General features: G+C 62.0%; 18 protein-coding genes. 13 read left to right on the top strand and 5 right to left on the bottom strand.

The genetic code is table 11. The features are described from left to right. The first annotated feature begins 42 nt into the window (after positions 1–42). The 9 genes from HDE80_RS03650 to lpxK all read left to right on the top strand — a co-directional run bounded on the left by HDE80_RS03650 (position 43) and on the right by lpxK (position 9,422). Positions 43–312, top strand: a complete 270-nt coding sequence (locus tag HDE80_RS03650; protein WP_255483570.1) for a succinate dehydrogenase assembly factor 2 — start codon at positions 43–45, stop codon at positions 310–312. Next, positions 284–703: a protein YgfX gene (locus HDE80_RS03645; RefSeq protein WP_184668003.1), complete on the top strand. Its 420-nt coding sequence runs from the start codon at positions 284–286 to the stop codon at positions 701–703. Before HDE80_RS03650 ends, HDE80_RS03645 begins: the two co-directional genes overlap by 29 nt. A 187-nt stretch (positions 704–890) precedes the next feature. Further along, a complete protein-coding gene (locus tag HDE80_RS03640; protein WP_184668001.1) occupies positions 891–2,132 on the top strand; it encodes a lipoprotein-releasing ABC transporter permease subunit in 1,242 nt (413 codons plus the stop codon). Beyond that, on the top strand, positions 2,125–2,856 hold the full coding sequence (gene lolD, locus HDE80_RS03635) for a lipoprotein-releasing ABC transporter ATP-binding protein LolD (protein ID WP_184667999.1): 732 nt from the start codon (positions 2,125–2,127) through the stop codon (positions 2,854–2,856). The genes HDE80_RS03640 and lolD overlap by 8 nt, the downstream gene beginning before the upstream one ends. A 156-nt stretch (positions 2,857–3,012) precedes the next feature. Beyond that, positions 3,013–5,355: a DNA internalization-related competence protein ComEC/Rec2 gene (locus tag HDE80_RS03630; protein WP_184667997.1), complete on the top strand. Its 2,343-nt coding sequence runs from the start codon at positions 3,013–3,015 to the stop codon at positions 5,353–5,355. Between the two features lie 141 nt (positions 5,356–5,496). Further along, entirely contained in the window at positions 5,497–6,162 is a 666-nt protein-coding gene (locus HDE80_RS03625; protein ID WP_184667995.1) for a MotA/TolQ/ExbB proton channel family protein, read from the top strand. Between the two features lie 10 nt (positions 6,163–6,172). Then, positions 6,173–6,607 carry a biopolymer transporter ExbD gene (locus HDE80_RS03620; RefSeq protein WP_184667993.1) on the top strand — a complete coding sequence of 145 codons (435 nt, stop codon included), beginning with the start codon at positions 6,173–6,175 and terminating at the stop codon, positions 6,605–6,607. Beyond that, positions 6,604–8,421 carry a lipid A export permease/ATP-binding protein MsbA gene (msbA, locus tag HDE80_RS03615; RefSeq protein ID WP_184667991.1) on the top strand — a complete coding sequence of 606 codons (1,818 nt, stop codon included), beginning with the start codon at positions 6,604–6,606 and terminating at the stop codon, positions 8,419–8,421. Before HDE80_RS03620 ends, msbA begins: the two co-directional genes overlap by 4 nt. Positions 8,422–8,429: 8 nt before the next feature. Then, the gene (lpxK, locus tag HDE80_RS03610) at positions 8,430–9,422 is read left to right on the top strand and encodes a tetraacyldisaccharide 4'-kinase (protein ID WP_184667989.1); all 993 of its coding nucleotides are present in this window, start codon (positions 8,430–8,432) and stop codon (positions 9,420–9,422) included. A 30-nt stretch (positions 9,423–9,452) separates the two neighbouring features. Here lpxK and hutI read toward each other — a convergent pair whose 3' ends face one another. The 3 genes from hutI to HDE80_RS03595 all read right to left on the bottom strand — a co-directional run bounded on the left by hutI (position 9,453) and on the right by HDE80_RS03595 (position 13,905). Continuing rightward, positions 9,453–10,688 (bottom strand): imidazolonepropionase, encoded by a 1,236-nt coding sequence (gene hutI, locus HDE80_RS03605; protein WP_184667987.1) that lies wholly within the window; start codon positions 10,686–10,688, stop codon positions 9,453–9,455. A 23-nt stretch (positions 10,689–10,711) separates the two neighbouring features. Continuing rightward, complete coding sequence (locus HDE80_RS03600; RefSeq protein ID WP_184667985.1) at positions 10,712–12,220, bottom strand: chloride channel protein; 1,509 nt, start codon at positions 12,218–12,220, stop codon at positions 10,712–10,714. Between the two features lie 116 nt (positions 12,221–12,336). Then, positions 12,337–13,905 carry a bifunctional GNAT family N-acetyltransferase/carbon-nitrogen hydrolase family protein gene (locus tag HDE80_RS03595; RefSeq protein WP_184603993.1) on the bottom strand — a complete coding sequence of 523 codons (1,569 nt, stop codon included), beginning with the start codon at positions 13,903–13,905 and terminating at the stop codon, positions 12,337–12,339. A gap of 96 nt (positions 13,906–14,001) precedes the next feature. Between HDE80_RS03595 and HDE80_RS03590 the strand changes: the two genes are divergently transcribed. Together HDE80_RS03590 and HDE80_RS03585 are read left to right on the top strand one after the other, a co-directional pair. Beyond that, positions 14,002–15,372, top strand: coding sequence for a formimidoylglutamate deiminase (locus HDE80_RS03590; RefSeq protein ID WP_345776407.1), 1,371 nt, complete (start codon positions 14,002–14,004; stop codon positions 15,370–15,372). Positions 15,373–15,492: 120 nt separating this feature from the next. Next, positions 15,493–15,663, top strand: coding sequence for a YXWGXW repeat-containing protein (locus tag HDE80_RS03585; RefSeq protein ID WP_184667983.1), 171 nt, complete (start codon positions 15,493–15,495; stop codon positions 15,661–15,663). Positions 15,664–15,758: 95 nt separating this feature from the next. On the opposite strand, the gene HDE80_RS03580 is transcribed toward HDE80_RS03585, so the two are convergent. Beyond that, complete coding sequence (locus HDE80_RS03580) at positions 15,759–16,271, bottom strand: Spy/CpxP family protein refolding chaperone (RefSeq protein ID WP_184667981.1); 513 nt, start codon at positions 16,269–16,271, stop codon at positions 15,759–15,761. A 166-nt stretch (positions 16,272–16,437) separates the two neighbouring features. Between HDE80_RS03580 and HDE80_RS03575 the strand changes: the two genes are divergently transcribed. Together HDE80_RS03575 and HDE80_RS03570 are read left to right on the top strand one after the other, a co-directional pair. Further along, positions 16,438–17,124 (top strand): response regulator, encoded by a 687-nt coding sequence (locus HDE80_RS03575; protein WP_184603999.1) that lies wholly within the window; start codon positions 16,438–16,440, stop codon positions 17,122–17,124. Further along, positions 17,121–18,488, top strand: a complete 1,368-nt coding sequence (locus tag HDE80_RS03570) for a HAMP domain-containing sensor histidine kinase (protein ID WP_184667979.1) — start codon at positions 17,121–17,123, stop codon at positions 18,486–18,488. The genes HDE80_RS03575 and HDE80_RS03570 overlap by 4 nt, the downstream gene beginning before the upstream one ends. A 135-nt stretch (positions 18,489–18,623) precedes the next feature. Here the strand turns inward: HDE80_RS03570 and HDE80_RS03565 are convergent, their stop codons facing one another. Continuing rightward, positions 18,624–19,373 (bottom strand): nuclear transport factor 2 family protein, encoded by a 750-nt coding sequence (locus HDE80_RS03565; RefSeq protein ID WP_184667977.1) that lies wholly within the window; start codon positions 19,371–19,373, stop codon positions 18,624–18,626. Positions 19,374–19,466 lie beyond the last annotated feature (93 nt).

Raw genomic sequence — 19,466 nt, 5'->3', positions numbered from 1 at the left:
CCTGTTCTGTTTAGACAGCGCATCGGCCGCTACACTCTCCGAATGGACAACACCTCTGCGATGCCGCAACAGGCTCGGCTCAATCGCCTGCGCTGGCGCACCCGGCGCGGTACCCGTGAGCTCGATGCGCTGTTCGGCGGCTGGTTGGACGAGCGCTTTGCGACCGCCGACGCGGCTCAGCAGCAGGCCTTTGACGAGCTGCTCGATGCACAGGACCCGGATCTGTGGGACTGGGTGATGGGCCACGCACGACCCGAGCGCCAGGACTGGCAGGCAATCATCGATGACATCCGCACCCGCCATCGGCTTTGAATACCGTCCCTCGAAGGGATTTCGTTGGGCGCTGGCCATCGTCGCCGTTTTGGCCGTACTCGCGGTCCTGCTGAGTGGACTGGCGTGGTGGGCAAAGCTGTTGCTGTCACTCATCGTGCTGGTCGGCACATGGCGGTCTGTCCGCTTGATGGCGCAATCGCCGGTATCTGCTGCGGGTTGGGGCGCGCAAGACAGTTGGACCGTTCATATGACTTCGCACGAGGACGTGCCCGCCACGCTAGTGTCGTTCCGGGTGCTTGGCGTGTTCGTGCTGGTGCGCCTGAAAACAGCTGCACATGGCACGCATAGCCTGTTGCTGGCGCCGGACAACAGCGATGCCGATATCCGCCGGCGGCTGCGCATGCGGCTGGCGACTTTGCAGACGGGTTAGTCGCACGCGCGTGCTTGAGGTCGGCTGGTGCTTGATCGGTCTGGGTTCTGCCACAAGCTGGCTGACTTGCCGCCCTCGGCGGCTTCGGGCACTCTGCGGCGTCGATGCGGTCTATGCGCTACCGTGATGCAGCTTCGATGGCCGGTTGATCGGCTCCACTTTCTCGGCCCCCACAGATCAGGTTGCCATGTTCCGACCGCTCGAACTCTTTATCGGCCTGCGCTACACCCGCGCCAAGCGGCGCAACCAGTTCATCTCGTTTATCTCCACGGTGTCGATCGTCTGCATCGCGATCAGCGTGATCGCACTGATCACCGTGATGTCGGTGATGAACGGCTTTGACTTCCAGATGCGCGATCGCATCCTCGGCGCGGTGTCGCATGCCACCATCTCCGGCATCAACGAAAGCGTGCAGGACTGGCCACGTGCGCTTAAGACCGCCGAGGCCAACCCTCACGTGCTTGGCGCAGCGCCCTACGTCGAAGCGGAAGCCTACCTCAGCGCACAGCATTCCAGTGGTGCCATCTTGCGCGGTATCGATGCCGCGCAAGAATCGAAGGTCGACGATATCGGCAAGCATATGGTCGAAGGCTCGTTGGCTGATCTCACGCCGGACAGCTGGAACATCGTGCTTGGCAAGGAGCTGGCGATGTCATTGGGCGTGACCGTCGGCGATCGTGTGACGGTGGTGGTACAGGAGCTGCGCGCCACGCCGATGGGCGGCGTACCGCGCATGCGCAGCTTCCACGTCGTCGGCGTGTTCGAAATGGGTATGGAACAGTTCGACTCGGGCCTTGCCCTTGTCAACATAGGCGACGCGGAAAAATTGAACAGTCTTGACGGCCCCAGCGGCATTCGCCTCAAGCTCGACGATCTGTTCAACGCTGGCCCCGTGGCGAAGCAACTGGCTGACACGCTGGGACAGGTCTATCGGGTGCAGACCTGGAAGGACACCAACGCCAATCTCTTCGCCGCGCTGTCGATGGAGAAGATGGTGATGTTCGTGATCCTGTCACTGATCATCCTGGTAGCGGTGATCAACCTGATCTCGATGTTGATGATGCTGGTCACCGACAAGCAGGCCGACATCGCGATCCTCCGTACGCTGGGGGCCACGCCCCGCAGCATCATGGGCATGTTCATGGTGCAGGGTGTGCTGGTGGGCATTGTCGGCATCGGGTTTGGCGTGGGGCTGGGTTCGCTGCTCTCGTGGAAGTTGCCCGGCATCATCAAGTGGATCGAACACACCTTCAACGTGACCTTTCTGTCGCCGGACGTCTATTACATCAGCGAGGTACCCAGCCTTCTGCTCTGGCACGACGTGCTCTGGGTCACCTTGCTGACGTTTACCTTCTCGCTGCTCGCCACGCTCTATCCGGCCTGGCGCGCCTCACGCACGCAGCCGGCACAGGCGCTGCGCTATGAATAAGACCGCCATGAACTCATCCTCCTCCGTGGCCAACACCGGTGACTTCGTGCTGCGCGCCAGCCACGTTGCCAAGACCTATGACGAAGGCGGTTTGCGCACCGACGTGCTCAGCGACGTCAGCTTTACCCTGAAACGCGGTGAGACGATGTCGATCGTCGGTGCCTCCGGTTCGGGTAAGAGCACGCTGCTGCACATCATCGGCGGGCTCGACACGCTGACCGCCGGCGAAGTGGAAGTGGACGGCCGCGTGCTGTCGAAACTCTCCGACGCCGAGCGTGGCCGCGTGCGCAATCGTTCGCTCGGTTTCATCTACCAGTTTCACCATTTGCTGCCGGAATTTACCGCGCTGGAAAACGTCTGCATGCCGCTGCTGATTCGCGGCACGGCGATCAGCGAAGCGCAGAAGCAGGCGTCGGCATTGCTGGAGCGCGTAGGGCTCGGCGCGCGTGCGCATCACAAGCCGTCCGAACTCTCTGGCGGTGAGCGTCAGCGATGCGCTGTCGCGCGCGCGCTGGTAACCCGTCCAGCCTGCGTCTTGGGTGACGAGCCGACGGGCAATCTCGATGAGGCCAACGCCGCGCAGGTCTATGCGTTGATGCTGGAGCTCAACCGCGAGATCGGCACCAGCTTCGTGCTGGTGACTCATGACAGCCGTCTGGCCGCGCGCATGGATCGCACGCTGACCCTGCACAATGGCGTGTTGCTGGAAAACGGCAGCGCCTGATTCTTCGCGCGGTCGATGTACGGGTCGGGTCATCGCCGCGCTGGTCTCAAGCGGCGACGGCCTACACGCTTTTCATCCTTGCGCCTTGCCGCGTCACGTTAGGCTCGTCGGCATCATGGAAGATGCGGAGCGAGCTGCGTGGTACGAAGCACAGCAATGCCGAGGGCAGTTATTGCAGCACTGACGGTGCTGCTCGGCGTGCTGCTGGTGCAGTGGCTGCCACGCTTGCCGCCATACTGGTCGCTCGGGGTACTGTCGTTGGTCGCCGCCGTGCTGGGATGGCGTTGTCCGCGCTGGCGCTGGTTGTCTTGCGTGCTGTTGGGTATCGTTTGGGCTGCCTGGCGCGGCGCTAGCGGCATGGATGAGCGTTTGCCGCGTGCGCTGGAAGGCCGGGATTTTGTGGTGATTGGCACGGTCGCCGAATTGCCGCAGGCGCGCAGCGATGCCACGTCATTCAATCTGCGCATCGAGCAGGCCACGCTGGATGGCAAGCCTGTCGCGCTGCACGGACACCTGAATGTGTCGTGGTACGACACGGCACCGCTGCTGCCGCCATGCTCGCGCTGGCATTTGTTGCTGCGGCTGAAACGACCGCGCGGCTTGCTCAATCCCGGAGGTGCCGACAGCGAACGGTCGTCGCTGGAACGGGGCATCATCGCCACCGGCTATGTACGGGAGGATCCGGACAACAAGCCTTTGGGCAGCCATGGATTTTGCGTTAATGGCGTGCGCGATGCGATCTCGCGAGGCATAGCGGCGCGCGTACACGATCCGCACGATGTGGCGCTGCTGCAAGCTTTTTCCGTAGGCGACACGCGCGGACTGGAGCAGCGTGACTGGGAAGTGGCACGGGCCAACGGCGTGTCGCATCTCATCGCCATCTCCGGCTTTCATGTCGGTGTCGCCGCGGTGTTTGGTGTCTGGCTGGCGATGCTGGCTTATGCGATTTGGCCGCGCCTTGGCTGGCGGCTACCGCGGCCACAGGCGCAGGCGGGCGCCGCGCTGCTGGTCGCCGGCATCTACAGCGCACTCGCGGGCTTCGGTTTGCCGACGGTGCGCACGTTGCTGATGATTGCGGTGGTGGCTATCGCACGATGCAGCCGGCGAGGTGGTAGCGGTGTGCAGTCACTGGCTTTGGCGATGATCGCGATTCTGCTGGTCGATCCGCTGTCGGTGCTGGAGCCCGGCTTCTGGCTGTCGTTCGTGGGCGTGTCGTTTCTGATGCTGTGCCTGCAGGCGCGTGGTCGAGGCTTGCGCGCATTTCTGCATGAGCTGTCGGCCGGCCAGATGGTGATGACGGTATCGTTGTTGCCGCTTAGCCTGTGGTTTTTCGGCGAGGCCTCGTTGGTCGGCGCGTTGTCCAATTTGATCGCCGTGCCGCTGATCAGCTTTGTGATCGTGCCTTGCGCGCTGGTCGGCGTCTTGCTGATGGCGTTGTGTCCGCCACTGGCCACGCCAGTGCTGTGGCTGGCTGCGCAATTGGCGCACGCGCAGTGGTGGTTGCTGGAGCAGATGGCGAGTTGGCCTGGCGCACACTGGTACTTGCCGACCGTGCAATCCTGGGCGTTATTGCTGGCGTTGTTGGGTGCGGTGTGGCTATTCCTGCCGCGCGGCGTACCGATGCGCTGGCTCGGGATACTGCTGTTCCTGCCACTGTTGGTGCCACCTCTTGATTTGCCGGCTGAAGGTGCATTCGAGGCGTGGGTATTGGACGTGGGGCAGGGTTTGTCCGTCGTGCTTCGCACGCGCGAGCATGCGTTGGTATACGACACCGGCGCGCGTTATCCGTCGGGTTTCGATCTGGGTGAGTCGACCGTACTGCCGTCGATGCACGCGTTGGGCATCAACCAGTTGGATGTGTTGATGATCAGTCACGGCGATAACGATCACGCTGGTGGCGCCGAAGCCGTTGCCAATGCTTTTCCCAATGCATCGCGCTATGCCGGCGAACCGGTCAGGATGAAGATACCGATGCAGCAATGTATGGCCGGTCAGGCGTGGCAATGGGACGGCGTGAGTTTTCGCGTGCTGAATCCTGCGGCCGATAAATTCACAGTCAGGTTATCCGCCAAGGACGATGCCATCGCGGATCAAAAAGCCAAGAAGAACAACGATCGATCGTGCGTGCTGCTGATCGAGGGACACGGCGGACGTCTGTTGCTCACTGGCGATATCAGCATGAAGGCGGAATCGCAGGTAATTACTGCGCTTGATCCTGGTACACCATTGGTCATGCTGGTTCCGCATCACGGCAGCAGCAGCTCTTCCAGCACTACCTTCATCACCGCGATAAAACCAGCGTTCGCGCTGGTATCGGCGGGCTGGCGCAATCGCTTTCGCCATCCGCGACCCGATACGCTGGCGCGCTATGCGGCTGCTCACGTAGCGGTTTTCAACACCGCCGAGCAGGGTGCCATGCCGGTGAATTTTCCGGCGGACGGCGAGCCAGAGCGCCGACAGGGCTGGCGACAGCGCGATCCGCGTTACTGGCGCGAATGAGTATTTGCCTGACGTCGGCGGCGTTCGAGTGATCCGTCTGAACAGCGCACATAGCATGGAATGCCACACCCGCCGCAGTACCCGCGGGCGGGACTGCTATCATGCGCGCTCATCAAATCGTTGCTGCGATGGGGTTGGAACGTGCTGGAAATCCTGATGGCTGGCGGTTGGGCAATGGTGCCCATCCTGATCTGTTCAGCGATCGCGTTGGCGATCGTACTGGAGCGTTGCTGGACTTTGCGTCGCAGCGCGGTGTTGCCGCCGGGTCTCGGTGACGAGGTGCGCGAGTGGGCACGTTCGGGCCAGCTCGATCCCGCCCACATCGATACGCTTGCCATCGGTTCACCGCTGGGCGAATTGCTGGCCTCGGCGCTGGCCGTGCGCAACCGCTCGCGCGAGCTGATCAAGGAGCGCATCGAGGATACCGGCCGGCACGTGGTGCACCGGATGGAGCGTTACCTCAATACGCTGGGCACCATCGCTCTGATCGGCCCACTGCTCGGCCTGTTTGGTACGGTGATCGGCCTGATCCGCATGTTCATGGAAGTGATGGCTGGCGGCATCGGTGACCCCGCCAAGATGGCTGGCGGCATCGGCGAAGCGCTGATCTGCACGGCATCCGGCCTCACCGTGGCGATTCCTGCCTACGTGTTGCATCGCTATTTCCGCTCACGCGTGGCGGGCTACTGCGTGCAGATGGAAAAACAGGCCACCGCGCTGCTGGATGATCTGACCCTGGCCGCGGCGCCTGCTCCGACAACACGCGTCCGTCGCAGCCCGGCATCCACTGCGCCGAGCGCGAGCTGAGCGCACGACGATGCGTATTGGTAACGACCGCCGTCAGGACGATTTCGAGATCAACGTGATTCCGTTGATCGACGTGCTGCTGACCCTGTTGATGTTCTTTGTCCTCACCAGCACCTTCGTACAGCACACGCATCTGCAGGTGACGCTGCCCAGGGCCAGCTCGCAAGATCACGATACCAACGCGCCAGCGTTGACCATCGTGGTCGACCGCGATGGCAAGTTCTATGTCGGCAGCGATGAAGTGATGGGCGAGGGCATCGAGCCGCTCAAGCAGACCATCGAACGCATCGCCGGTACCGACCGCGATCGCCAGGTCACCATTCGTGCCGATGGCATGACAGCACATCAGAACGTGGTGACCGCGATGGACGCGCTGGGCCAGCTGGGCTTTACCAAGCTGTCGATCGCCACCACGCCGACGCAGCCGGCGGATGATTCGAAATGACGGACGCTAGCAATCACGCGAGTGATTCTTTGTTCAAGATTTACCGGCGGCTTCTGCAGTACACGCGGCCTCATTGGTTTATCGGATGCCTGGCGCTATTGGGCATGGCAGTCGACGCTGGCTGCCTTACGCTCTTCACGAGGCTGATCAAGCCGCTGCTGGATAATCTGTTTCAGCAGAAAGATCCTTCGGTCATTTTTTGGATGCCAATCTGGATCGTTGGCATTTTCATTTTCCGTGGTGTGGGCACGTATTGGGCCGATTACGGTACGGCTTATGTTGGTCGTAGCGTGGTGCAAACCATCCGGGTCGAAGTTTTCGATGCGTATTTGCGCATGACGGCGGCATTTTTTGGGAACGAAGCGTCTGGTCAACAGATTGCACGGATTACCTATACCTCCGAGCAGGTTGCCCAAGCATCATCCGATGCATTGAAGGTTGCTGTGACCGACAGCCTCACAATCGTGGGCATGCTTGGTGTGATGCTATGGAACAGTGCGTATCTGACGCTGGCGCTGCTGGTCATGGTACCGGCAATTGCCCTGGTGGCTACGGTGGTGAGTCGCCGTTATCGCAAAATCAGCCGTCGTATCCAGGGCACGATGGGAACAATCACTGGTGCCGTCGAGGAAACCGTCAATGCTCACCGCGAAGTGAAAATCTACGGTGGGCAGAACTACGAAAGCGCGCGATTTGCCGCCGTGGCGCAATCCACCCGGCGGCTTAATCTGAAGGTTTCGTCCATTAATGCGCTGTCGAGTTCGACAGTGCAGGCCGTCGCGGCGATGGCCCTGGCCGTGCTCGTCTTCATGGCGACGCGACCGTCGATGATCAATTCGATGACGCCAGGTGTGTTCGCCTCATTATTGATTGCGATGGGCGCGATTCTCCCATCATTGAAACGACTCACCAGCGTGCAGCCGAACATGCAGCGCGGGCTTGTGGCAGCTCAGGATCTGTTTGCGATCATCGATATGCCACCAGAGCCTGATCTCGGGACACGAGTGATGGACCGGGCACACGGCGACATTTTGTTTGAAAGCGTGAAACTGGTTTATCCGCGCGGGCAGGCTGAGGCGCTTGGCGGCGTTGATCTGCATTGCGCGGCAGGAAAAGTCACGGCACTCGTTGGTCGATCAGGCAGTGGCAAGAGCAGTCTTGTCAGCCTGCTGCCAAGGTTCTATGCGCCAAGTCACGGACGTATCCTTCTAGACGGCGAGAACTACGAAAATTATCAGCTCGCCTCGTTGCGCCGGCAGATTGCGTGGGTTGGCCAGAGCGTTGTGTTGTTCGATGGCACCGTCGCGGACAACATCGCCTACGGCGAACTCGCCGGCTCCAGCGAAGCAGACATCGTCGCGGCAGCTGAAGCTGCCAATGCGATGGAATTCATTTCGCGTATGCCACAGGGTTTGCAGACGCAGATCGGGCAGAGCGGAAACATGTTGTCCGGTGGCCAGCGTCAGCGCATCGCGATTGCGCGCGCGATCCTCAAGAATGCCCCGATCCTGGTGCTGGACGAAGCGACCAGCGCGCTGGATACCGAGTCCGAGCGGTTGATCCAACAGGCGCTGCAGCGACTGATGAAGGACCGCACGACCGTTGTGATCGCGCATCGTCTATCCACCATCGAGCACGCCGACCAGATCGCGGTGATGGATCAGGGCCGCATCGTCGAGCGTGGTACGCATGCCGAACTGATCGCGCTGGGCGGTCACTATGCGGCGCTGCATCGGATGCAGTTTCACGATCAAACGGTCGATCAAAGCAGCGATCAGGCAGGCGAATCCGTTAGTCAGCCTGCGGGCATCTGAGGCTCTCCATGGCGCTGATCGATACACTCGAATCAGCCTGGTACGGTAACGGCCTCGCACCATGGTGGGCCAGCCCGCTATCCAATATATACGGCGCCGCGATCCGGCTGCGCGGATGGCTCTATCAGTCAGGCGTCAGACGCAGCGTGGTTTTGCCAGCCCCCGTTATCGTGATCGGTAACCTGAGCGTCGGTGGCACTGGCAAGACGCCACTGACCATCGCCGTGGTCGAAGCCTTGCGCGATCGCGGCTATCGACCGGGCGTCGTCAGTCGTGGCTACGGCGGCAGTCAGCGCGAGCCACTGCTGCTGGGGGATGCGCCCGATCCGGCGCAGGTAGGCGATGAGCCTTGTCTGATCCGCGTCAGCGGCGTGCCGGTGGCCGTCGGGCGCGATCGTCCAGCGGCAGCTCGACTGCTGCTCGACGCGGGCTGCAATGTGGTTATCGCCGACGACGGCTTGCAACATTATCGGTTGGCACGTGATGTGGAAATCTGCGTGATCGATGGCGTTCGCCGCTTCGGTAACGGGCGGCTATTGCCATCCGGTCCCTTGCGCGAACCGATGCGTCGATTGCAGCGCGTGGATTTGCGTGTATGCAACGGCGGCATCGCAGCCGACGGCGAGTACCCGATGCAACTGCGCGGTGGCGACATCGTGTCGCTGAGTGATGGTCGACGCCAGTCGCTTGCAGCGTTCGCAGGGCAATGCGTCCACGCGGTCGCGGCGATTGGCAATCCACGGCGTTTCTTCGACAGCCTGCGCGAAGTCGGTATCGATGTGATCGATCATGCCTTCGCCGATCATCATCAGTTTGTACCTGCGGATCTGGATTTTGCTGATGGTTTGCCTGTGCTGATGACCGACAAGGACGCGGTGAAGTGCCAGCGCTTCGCCAAAGCCGACTGGTGGCGAGTGCCTGTACGTGCCGATCTGCCGAAGACGTTCTACGCGGCGTTGGTCGAACGTATTGTGCGGTTGCGCCCGGGTATCAAGCCCTGAAAGTCGGGGCAGTGACTTGGGTAGTCGAGATCAGGTCGTAGTCGCAACCGGCTCGCCGCCAAGCCAGACCTGACGCACCAAATTACCGCCGATCCAGTAACAGAGTTCAGCCGGCTGACGCGCATTCCACACAACGAGATCGGCACGCTGATCGACCGCCAGCGTGCCACGATCGGCGAGGCCGAGCGCACGTGCGGCGTTGACAGTCACGCCGCGCAGCGCCTCTTCGGGCGTCAGCCGAAACAGTGTGCAGCCCATGCCGGCGGCCAGCCGCAGCGACAGCAGCGGCGAGGTGCCGGGGTTGCAGTCGGTGGCAATCGCCATTGCTACAGCATGCTTGCGTAGCTGTTCGACTGGCGGCAATTTCGTTTCGCGCAGCGCGTAGAATGCGCCGGGAAGCAGCACCGCGACGGTGCCGGCGGCAGCCATGGCTGCAATGCCGGACTCGCTGAGGTGCTCCAGATGGTCGGCAGAAAGGCCACCATATTCAGCCACGAGCGCGGCACCATGCAGATCGGACAATTGTTCGGCATGCAGCTTCACCGGCAGGCCGAGCTGTTTGGCGCGTTCGAACAGGCGACGGGTTTCCGCATGGCTGAAACCGATCGATTCGCAGAATGCATCGACCGCGTCGACCAGCTTTTCCGCCGCCAGTGTCGGCAGGATCTCGTCGCATACCAGCGTGACGTAATCGTCGCGCCGATCCTTGTACTCGGGCGGCAGCGCGTGCAGGCCGAGGAAGCTGGTACGCACCGTCATGCCAAGCTCACGCCCCAGGCGTCGGGCGACGCGCAACATGCGGCGTTCGCCATCCAGATTCAGCCCGTAGCCGGATTTGATTTCCAACGTGGTCACGCCGTCGGCGAGCAGGGCCAGGGCGCGCGGCAGCGACTGCGCGTATAGCTGCTCTTCCGAAGCGCCGCGCGTGGCCGTGACGCTGGATATGATGCCGCCGCCAGCCCGCGCAATGTCCTCATAGCTGGCACCATTCAAGCGCAGATCGAACTCGTGGGCGCGATCGCCGGCAAATACCAGATGCGTGTGGCAGTCGACCAAACCAGGCGTGACCAGCGCGCCATCGAGTGAATCCACGATCGCAGCCAGTGTGTCGGGCGCCGCCGGTAAAGCGTCCACGCGCCCGACCCAGGCGATGCGGCCACGATGGATCGCGATGGCACCGCGTTCGATCAGGCCGCACGGTGCGTCGCCGACAAACGTCGCCAGCGTGGCATTCATCAGCAGTCGATCCCAGCGTGGCGTGCTCATGTTTCGCAGGCTCCTTGATGGCCTCAGGTTGCGTTGGGTGGTGTTTTGCCGGGTGGCTCTTCGCCGTCGGAGTCGAGATCTGTCGGCTCGTCATCAACTGGTTCGTCGGCAACCGGTCCGGCCGGTTCGTCGAAGGCGGTGGTGTTGCCGACGTGTTGCATGACCTCATCTTCAGGCCCCGCGTTCTGGCTGGTTTCAGCCTGGGCGGCCTGCTGCTTTTCGAAATCCTGCACCATGCGTTCGGCAAAATCCTTGTAGACCGGCGTGGGGCAGAACAGCGAAGCCGCAGCGCGTGCCAGCAGGCAGGCAGCCATGATCGGGATCACCATGTCCTGGTTGTCGGTCAGCTCCATCGCGATCACTGCAGAGGTCAGCGGCGCGCCGGTCACGCCCGACAGATACGCACTCATGCCGAGCAATACGACCGACGCGGCCGGCACGCTGGGCAGAAACGTGGCGATGTTGTGGCCGATACCGGCACCCACCGCAAGGGCTGGCGAAAAGATGCCGCCGGGGATGCCGGCCCAATACGACACCACGTTGGCCAGCAGCTTGGCGATGCCGAAGGTCTGGCCGGGTGTGACCACCGATTCCTGCACGAAGGCACGGGCCTGGTCGTAGCCCGTGCCGTAGACCGTGTTGTGCGAGAGCACGCCGATGACCGCCAAGGCAAGCCCGCAGCTACCGGCAAACAATACGGGGCCACGCGCTCGCAGCCGGCCGATATAAGCCAGCGGGCCATTGCGGCTGAGCAGAATAAGGCGGGCGAACAGCCCACCGAGCAGCCCGCAGATCACACCGCACCACAGTACGGCCAGCCACGCGTGGCCCAGCGGCAGCAGGGTTTCTACCCGGCCGAAGTAGGCGTAATTGCCCATGATGCCCAGCGACACCACGCCACCGACAATTACCGCGGTGAGCAGCAGACCGCTGAAACGATGCTCGAACGTGCCAGCCAATTCCTCGATGGCGAATACCACACCGGCCAGCGGCGTATTGAAGGCCGCTGCGATACCGGCAGCACCGCCGGCGAGAATGAAGCGCGAGGCCGCCTTGGGATCATCGAAACCAAAGCGTTTGCCCAGCGAATAGAAGATGCCGGCACCCACGTGCACGGTCGGGCCTTCGCGGCCGATCGAGGCGCCAACGGCCAGTGCAACGAGGGTGAGGATCATCTTGCCCGCAGCAATCGGCAGAGTCAGCATGCGCTGGCGAAAGCCCTCATCCTCGATATGCAGGGTGGCGATGACTTGCGGAATACCGCTGCCGCGCGTGGCGCGCAGCTTGCCCTCGGTGACCCAGGCCAGCAGTGCGAACACCACCGGTGTGAGGATCAACGGAATCCAGATACCGTGCGTGAGGATCTGCTGAAACAGGTGGTACGACCAGTCGCTCGCCTTGGCAAACACGATCGCCGCCAGCGCCACCAGCAGGGCACCGGCCCACAGAGCGATGCGTCGCTTCCACTGCTGTGGCGCAAAGAACTCGTGGCCCAGCACCGCCTGCAGCCGGGGGTTGGATGATTTCGTCATGTAAGGGGCCTGATTGGCCTCGCCCCGGTCAGATAGATTCGAGTGGGGCGGAGTGAGGTCAGTCATCCGGTGATTATTGCAGACCTTGCCGAGGCAGGCCGAGTGTCAGGCTGCAGTCAGGTTCGCGGCTTGGTGTGCCAGCGCATCTCGTAAAGATCGAAGCGGCGATCTTTCAGGTTCTGTACCGCGCCGGCGTTGCGCGCGCGCGCCAGACTCTCCAGCCGCAGATCGGCAAACAGCACGGTTTCGATATTCGGGGTGGAGTCTGCGGCAATGCCGTCGCGCGCGAACGGAAAATCGCTGGGCGTCAGGATGCAGCTCTGGCCATACTGGATGTCGAAGTTGTTGACGCCGGGCAGGTTGCCGACGTTGCCCGACAGCACCACGTAACACTGGTTTTCGATTGCCCGTGCCTGCGAGCAGTAGCGCACGCGCAGGTAGCCTTCGCGCACGTCGGTACAGAACGGCACGAACAGGATCAGCGCACCCTGGTCGGTGAGGTGACGCGCCACTTCCGGAAATTCCGAGTCGTAGCAGATCATCACGCCGATCGGACCGCAGTCGGTTTGCACCGTGGCCGCTGTATCGCCGCCGGTGATGCTCCAGACGGTGCGTTCGCTGGGAGTGGGGTGCAGCTTTTCGCGCTCGTGAATCGAGCCATCGCGCAGGCACACATAACAGACGTTGTGGATGTCGCCGTTGGCCTGTTCGGTGGGGTGCGTGCCGGCGATGATGTTGATGTTGTAGTGGACGGCCAGACGGCCAAACAACTCTTTCACCTGCGGCGTGTACTGACTCAGCTTTCGGATCGATTCGACCGGCGACAGCTCGGTGTTTTCGATCGACAGCAACTGCAGCGTGATCAGCTCGGGAAAGGTGACGAAATCGGCGTTGTAATCGGCAGCGATATCGGTGAAGTATTCGACCTGCGTGGCGAATTCTTCGAACGATCCGATCTTGCGTTGCTGGTACTGCACCGACGCCACGCGCACCGAATCGGGCATGTTCTGCGTCGATGGAATCGACGGCATGTCCGGGTGATCGAGCAGCTGCGGATTGCGCCAGACCATGTGCACCGCATAGCCCAATGAATCGTAGTCCGAGGGCGCGTAAGCGCGCAGCACGCCGATTGCCTCGAAATCGTTGGACAGCTGAAAGCTCAGGGTCAGGTCACGACGCTTGCCCTCGACCACGGCTTGCACATACGCCTCGGCGGTGCCGTAACGTTGCATGCTCTTGGCCAGGCCAGGAATGCGTCCGCCGAACACGATGCCGCGCAGTTTCAGATCCATGCACAGGCGCTTGCGCGCCTGGTACAGCCGCTGACCGATGCGCATGCCGCGGTAATCCGGATGTACCACCACTTCCATGCCGTACAGCCAGTCGCCGTCCTGTTTGTGGCGCGAACCCATACCGCCGCCGGTGATCTGCATCCAGGTGTGCGGCGCCAGCGCCGTAGCCTCATCGATACGGAACGTGGCGCAATAGCCGACGACCTTGCCTTCGTATTCGACGACGAACTGACCTGCGGCGAAATGCGTTTGCTGCGAGCGCAACATTTCTGCCGAATGGCCCCATTCGGCGGTATAGATGCGCGCGGTGAGATCGACCAGCTGCGGCACGTCTTCCGGTGTTGCCAGACGAAGCAGGAGCTTGGGGCTGAGTTCACTGGTTTTCTTGGCCATTTCAGGATTATGCCGCACGTAAAGTGAAGTGAAAGCGACTGTGCCGGTTACACTTTTGGTTTACCTCACTTGAGTTTTACGTCAGGAGCAAAGGCCGTGGGCGACGAGGCACGTATTTATAACTACAGCGCCGCCAGCAGCTGGCATGCGGATGGCTGGCAAAGCGATGTGATCCTTGGTGTGGATGCCGAGGGAAATTTGTCAGCTGCCACCGACGCCGCACCGCAGCCGATCGGCCAGTGGGTGCTGCCCGGCATGCCGAACCTGCACTCGCATGCGTTTCAGCGCGCGATGGCTGGGCTGGCCGAACGCCGTAGCCGCATCGACGACAGTTTCTGGTCGTGGCGCGAAATCATGTACGGGTTTGCCGCGGCGATCAGTCCGGAGGCGTTGCAGGCGATTGCTGCCCAGCTCTACGTCGAAATGCTCAAGGCCGGCTACACCCAGGTCTGCGAATTTCATTATCTGCATCATCAGCCGGATGGGATGCCTTACGCGCAGCCAGAAGCGATGTCGCTGGCTTTGATCGAGGCCGCACGCGAGGCGGGCATAGCGCTGACCTTGCTGCCGGTGCTCTACATGAGCGGCGGTTTCGACGGTCGCGCGCTGGCGCCGCGGCAGTGCCGCTTCGGCAACAGCGTGGATAGTTATCTGCGTCTGCTGGATTCGCTGCAGCCATACGAGAACGAGCAGTTGCGCGTCGGTATCGCACTGCACTCGCTGCGCGCCGTGCCGCCCGATGCCATGCGCGAAGTACTCGCCAGCAAAGCGGCGCAGAACTGTCCCATCCATATCCATGTCGCTGAGCAGATCGGCGAAGTACAGGATTGCCTCGCCCTGCGCGGTGCGCGGCCGGTCGAGTGGCTGCTCGATAACGCCGACGTCAACGCGCGCTGGTGCCTGGTTCACGCCACGCATCTGACCGATAACGAAACCTCCCGGCTGGCAAGCAGCGGTGCGGTGGCTGGCTTGTGCCCCACGACGGAAGCGAATCTTGGCGACGGGCTATTTCCGCTGGCGGATTACCTCGATGCCGGTGGCAGGCTTGGTATCGGTTCGGATTCGCACATCTCCATCTCACCGGTGGAAGAGTTGCGCTGGCTCGAATACGGCCAGCGGCTGGTCTCGCGCCATCGCAATATCGGTGCGCGTCGTCCTGGTGCCAGCGTGGGCGAAACCCTGTGGCGAGCGGCATTGAGCGGCGGTGCCCAGGCATCCGGGCTGCCGATCGGTGAGCTGCGCAATGGCGCGCGCGCCGACCTGCTGGTGCTGGACGAAAGCTCACCGCTGCTGGCTGCACGCGACGCATCATCGGTGATCGACAGTTTTCTGTTCGCGGGAAACACGCCGCAGGTGCGCGACGTGATGTGCGGCGGCGAGTGGGTGGTGCGTGATTTCCGGCATCGCGACGAGGAACGCATCGCTGCACGCTATCGCCACACTGTCACTGGGTTGGCAGCGGGCTAAGGCTCCGCCCTTGCTGACTGTTAGCCAAATGAATGACAGCCATCGACAAGGCGAGAGCACGTCATCGGCTGCTGTCACGACCGCGTTACTGGGCACACATCCCCATCACGGAGTGTTCCCATGCGTCGATTCATGTCTACCCTGCTGATTTCCGCTGCCCTGATGGGCGGCGCCCTTTCATTGTCCGGCTGCATCGTGGTGCCGCCGCGCCCTTACCATCAGCGCGTCTGGATCACGGGCTATTGGGCTCCCCAGCATGTCTGGGTTGGTGGTCACTGGGGTTATCGCTGAGTGACTACCGTTAAGTTCGTTTCAAAAAAACCCGATGGCGCCAGCTTTGCTGCTGGTGCCATCGGGTAATGCACTATCTATCAGTGGATTGGAGCTTACTGCGCTTGCGATGAAGTCGAGGCGGCCGTGGTCGACACCGGGTTCTGTGCCTTGAACTGTTCCCACTGTGCCTTGCGCGCCTGCTGCTGTGTCTTCAGCGTGGCGTACTGTGCCTTCTGCTGGGTGGTCAACACAGCATAGATCTGCGTGCGGATGGCGGCCTGCTGCTGCACACGCTGCGTGGTGGCAGCGCCTTCGGCCTGAGCCAGGCTGGCGGCGGCTGCCTGGTAACCGACCTGATCCGGAGTCAGGGCTTCAAAAGCCTCGCGCTGCTGATGGAGTGCCTGGCGCTGGGTCTTGTTCTGCGCAAAGCTGGTCTGGACAATCTGTTTGATGCTGGCTTGCTGAGCCGTAGTCAGGTTGAGCTTGCTTAGCGCCAGGAACTGCCCATGGCCGTGGCCGCCATGGCCGCCATGCCAGCCGCCAGGACCTTGCTGAGCGGAGACAGCGAGTGTGGTGAGGGCCATGGCCGACGCCAGGACCAGGCTGAGTGTGAGGCTCTTGCGCATAAGAAATACCTTGGTAGTGGTTGGGGTGAGTTGTTGCGTATATTTGACGATGCCCCCGCGTATATGTTCTTTGCCATGAGGTAAAGATGGGTAAAGAACGTGGTGTTGCACCCGCTGCAAGGCTTAGCTGTCGCACGAATCCACCGCCATATGGCATCCGAGCACCATGTCCCGAATCCTGATTGTTGATGATGACCGCGCCCTGTGCAGCCTGCTGGCCGATTACCTGCAGCGCGAGGGCTTTGACGTGGATGTCGCGCACGACGGTGCCACCGCGCTGGCGCAATTGCACAATCAGTCGCTGCGCCCTGATCTGCTGATACTCGACGTGATGATGCCGGGCCGCGATGGCTTGGATACCTTGCGCGAACTGCGTCTGCAATACCGGCTGCCGGTGATCATGCTGTCCGCGCGCGGCGAGCCGGTGGATCGCATCGTTGGGTTGGAATTGGGTGCAGACGACTACCTGTCCAAACCGTGCCTGCCGCGCGAGCTGCTGGCACGCGTGCGCGCGCAGCTGCGGCGCAATACGCCGGCCATCGCAGGCACGCTGCAGGTTGGCGTGTTGCGCCTGCTGCCGGGCGAACGTCGTGCGTTTGCCGATGACAACGAACTCTCGCTTACCGGTGCGGAATACATGCTGCTGCAGGCGCTGGCACAGCGCGCCGGCGAGCTGGTCGAAAAGGCGGTGCTGACGCGCTTTGCGCTCGGCCGCGAACTGGAACGTTTCGATCGTAGCGTCGACGTCCACGTCAGTCGTCTGCGGCACAAGCTGGCCGAAGCCTCGGCGCAAGCGCCACGCATCGACTCCGTGCGTGGGGCAGGCTACGTGCTTGTGGTGGGCACACCGTGAGCCTGTTCAGGGGTTCGCTTTATCGACGGCTGCTGGTGTTGTTCTGCGTCGGTAATTTGCTCGTGCTGTTTGTCGGTGGCCTGCTGACGCGCGGTTTTATCGACTACACCACGGCGAAGGAAATCGACTGGGTAGCCCTGGCACAGGGTGCTGACGTGGCCTATGAAAGTGGTGGCGTGAATGCGCTGGCCGATTGGTCGATGCAGCAGCGGCACGAAGGCATTGACGCCACGCTTTACGAAAAAGGCCAGCCGCTGTCGCCGATCCGCCTGCATCCGGCCATGGAGCGATCGCTGTCGAGCTGGCTCGACGCAGACAAGGACGTGGTATTGCAGCCGTGGCCCGGTCTTTACGTGGCTGTGCAGCAAATTACCGGCGACGACGGTCATCCGCGCCAGCTGGTGGCGTTGAGTCGCACGCACGCCCGGATTGCGCCACAGACACGGCAGCTCATTTTGTGGGGCGTGCAACTGACCTTACTGCTGCTGCTTATCGGTTTGCTGAGCTGGTGGGTTGCACGCAGCGTGGCGCGACCGGTCGAGGCCTTGCGTGATGCGACCCGGCGCATGGCTGCCGGCGAACTCTCGACGCGAGTGGGTCGTCGACGCGGCAAAAAGTACGACGAGCTGGCCCAGCTTGCTTATGACTTCGATGCCATGGCCGAGCGCATCGAAGCGTTGGTCGCGCATGATCGCGGCGTGCTGCAGGATCTCTCGCACGAGCTGCGTTCGCCACTGGCGAGGTTGCATCTGATCCTCAACCTGGCCCAACGCAGCAAAAACCCTGTCGAAGCCGAGCCGTATTTTCTGCAGGCTGAACAAGAGATCGATCGACTCGACCGCATGACCGGCGAAATGCTGGCGCTGTCGCGGCTCGAAGGCGGCATTCCCGGCATGAACCGCGAGCGCCTCGAACTCGACGAGTTGATACGCGAGTGCGTGACTCAGGCCGAGCTGGAGGCTGGCGTGCGCAAGGTGTCACTGCGGATAACCTCCAACACGCCGGTGTTCATCACCGGCAGCCCGCTGCTGCTCGAACGCGCCGTCGGAAATTTGATCGCCAACGCGATCAAGTTCAGTCCGATCGGCGGTGTGGTGGAGTTGAGCGTACAAAGTGTGCAAGGTAGTGCCGAACTGTCCATCCGCGATCATGGCCCCGGCGTGCCGGAGGCCGAACTGACGTATTTGTTCCGGCCGTTCTACCGCGGTAGCAACGCGGTGCGCGCGGATGGTCATGGCGTGGGTCTGGCCATCGTGCAGCGCGTGGTACAGGTGCACGGTGGCGAGATCCACGCCAGCAACGGTCAGCATGGCGGACTGGAAGTGCGTCTGCAGTTGCCGCTTGCGGGATCGGAGTCGCCATGACCAGACGATAGCTGGCATGGCGGCAAGCCGTCGACAGCCACGTTCAGGCCGATGACTCCGGACTCACACAGAAAGTCCATGAACGCGCGCAACTCGGGCGGCAGGTGTCGTTCGCTTGCTGGCGGCTGACAGGTTTCAGCCGGCCACGGTGTCGCGTACAAGATGCAGATCGTTGAACTTGCGCCGTTCGATCAGTTCGGTGATATGACCGGCGGCATCGCGACGAAAGATCAGCAGGTTCCTTTCGTCGTCGGTGCCCATGAACACATCTTTGGCGATCGGCTCGATTCGGTTGAACGGCCGACCTGCCTTGGTGATGTAACCGAGCACGCCATCCTTCACGCTGACCGACCATGCATGGTCCGTTGCATAACGATAGTTGCCGATGTAGTCGTCTGGTTTGAGTCCGCTGATCTGCAGTTTGGGGGGCGCTGTCGGGATCGTCACGTCCTCGGCGCCGGCCAGCTTCCACATGCCATCGTGCTTCACGAAGGTGAGCAGCGACTGGTAGCGCACGGTCAGTTGTTGCCCGAATACGTTCTCGCGTTCGTACTGCTCGACTTGCAGCAGGGCAGTATCGCCGTATTGCTGCACGTGCGGATCGCGCAATTCGATGCTGCCAGACAAGCCTGGTGGAAACGGCCGCAGCGACGCCACCGCATCCTGTTTGTGTTGGATACGGCCGAACTCGTCGATAATCACCGCGTCATCCGTCAGCGTGTGCCGCCACACGTCCTGCCTGCCTTGAGGAATCGCATCCACCCAGGCCTGCGTGATCGCCAACAGATGATCACGCAATGCGTCAGGGGCTTGCGTCGCATGCAGCGCCGGTACTTGCAGAAACGTGAGCCATACCAGCGCCGATGCCAGCCCAAATGTCCGCATGAAGTTTCTCCATGATGGATGCCGCAAGTCTGGGCCTGGTGCGCAGTTGCGGCATGTGTATGAAGTCATGTAGAGACATGCACTGAGGCGGCA

Origin of the sequence: Rhodanobacter sp. A1T4, from assembly GCF_014207185.1 — a bacterium.
GTDB lineage: Bacteria > Pseudomonadota > Gammaproteobacteria > Xanthomonadales > Rhodanobacteraceae > Rhodanobacter.
Note: the sequence above shows the minus strand (reverse complement) of the source record. Positions and strands in the feature narration are given on the sequence as shown.

Bases quoted from the DNA above. Each gene is read 5' to 3' on its own strand.
- HDE80_RS03650 (WP_255483570.1), top strand. From the start codon at position 43: ATGGACAACACCTCTGCGATGCCGCAACAGGCTCGGCTCAATCGCCTG.
- msbA (WP_184667991.1), top strand. From the start codon at position 6,604: ATGACGGACGCTAGCAATCACGCGAGTGATTCTTTGTTCAAGATTTAC.
- HDE80_RS03645 (WP_184668003.1), top strand. From the start codon at position 284: ATGACATCCGCACCCGCCATCGGCTTTGAATACCGTCCCTCGAAGGGA.
- HDE80_RS03630 (WP_184667997.1), top strand. From the start codon at position 3,013: ATGCCGAGGGCAGTTATTGCAGCACTGACGGTGCTGCTCGGCGTGCTG.
- lolD (WP_184667999.1), top strand. From the start codon at position 2,125: ATGAATAAGACCGCCATGAACTCATCCTCCTCCGTGGCCAACACCGGT.
- HDE80_RS03640 (WP_184668001.1), top strand. From the start codon at position 891: ATGTTCCGACCGCTCGAACTCTTTATCGGCCTGCGCTACACCCGCGCC.
- HDE80_RS03565 (WP_184667977.1), bottom strand. From the start codon at position 19,373: ATGCGGACATTTGGGCTGGCATCGGCGCTGGTATGGCTCACGTTTCTG.
- HDE80_RS03620 (WP_184667993.1), top strand. From the start codon at position 6,173: ATGCGTATTGGTAACGACCGCCGTCAGGACGATTTCGAGATCAACGTG.
- lpxK (WP_184667989.1), top strand. From the start codon at position 8,430: ATGGCGCTGATCGATACACTCGAATCAGCCTGGTACGGTAACGGCCTC.
- HDE80_RS03575 (WP_184603999.1), top strand. From the start codon at position 16,438: ATGTCCCGAATCCTGATTGTTGATGATGACCGCGCCCTGTGCAGCCTG.
- hutI (WP_184667987.1), bottom strand. From the start codon at position 10,688: ATGAGCACGCCACGCTGGGATCGACTGCTGATGAATGCCACGCTGGCG.
- HDE80_RS03580 (WP_184667981.1), bottom strand. From the start codon at position 16,271: ATGCGCAAGAGCCTCACACTCAGCCTGGTCCTGGCGTCGGCCATGGCC.
- HDE80_RS03595 (WP_184603993.1), bottom strand. From the start codon at position 13,905: ATGGCCAAGAAAACCAGTGAACTCAGCCCCAAGCTCCTGCTTCGTCTG.
- HDE80_RS03585 (WP_184667983.1), top strand. From the start codon at position 15,493: ATGCGTCGATTCATGTCTACCCTGCTGATTTCCGCTGCCCTGATGGGC.
- HDE80_RS03600 (WP_184667985.1), bottom strand. From the start codon at position 12,220: ATGACGAAATCATCCAACCCCCGGCTGCAGGCGGTGCTGGGCCACGAG.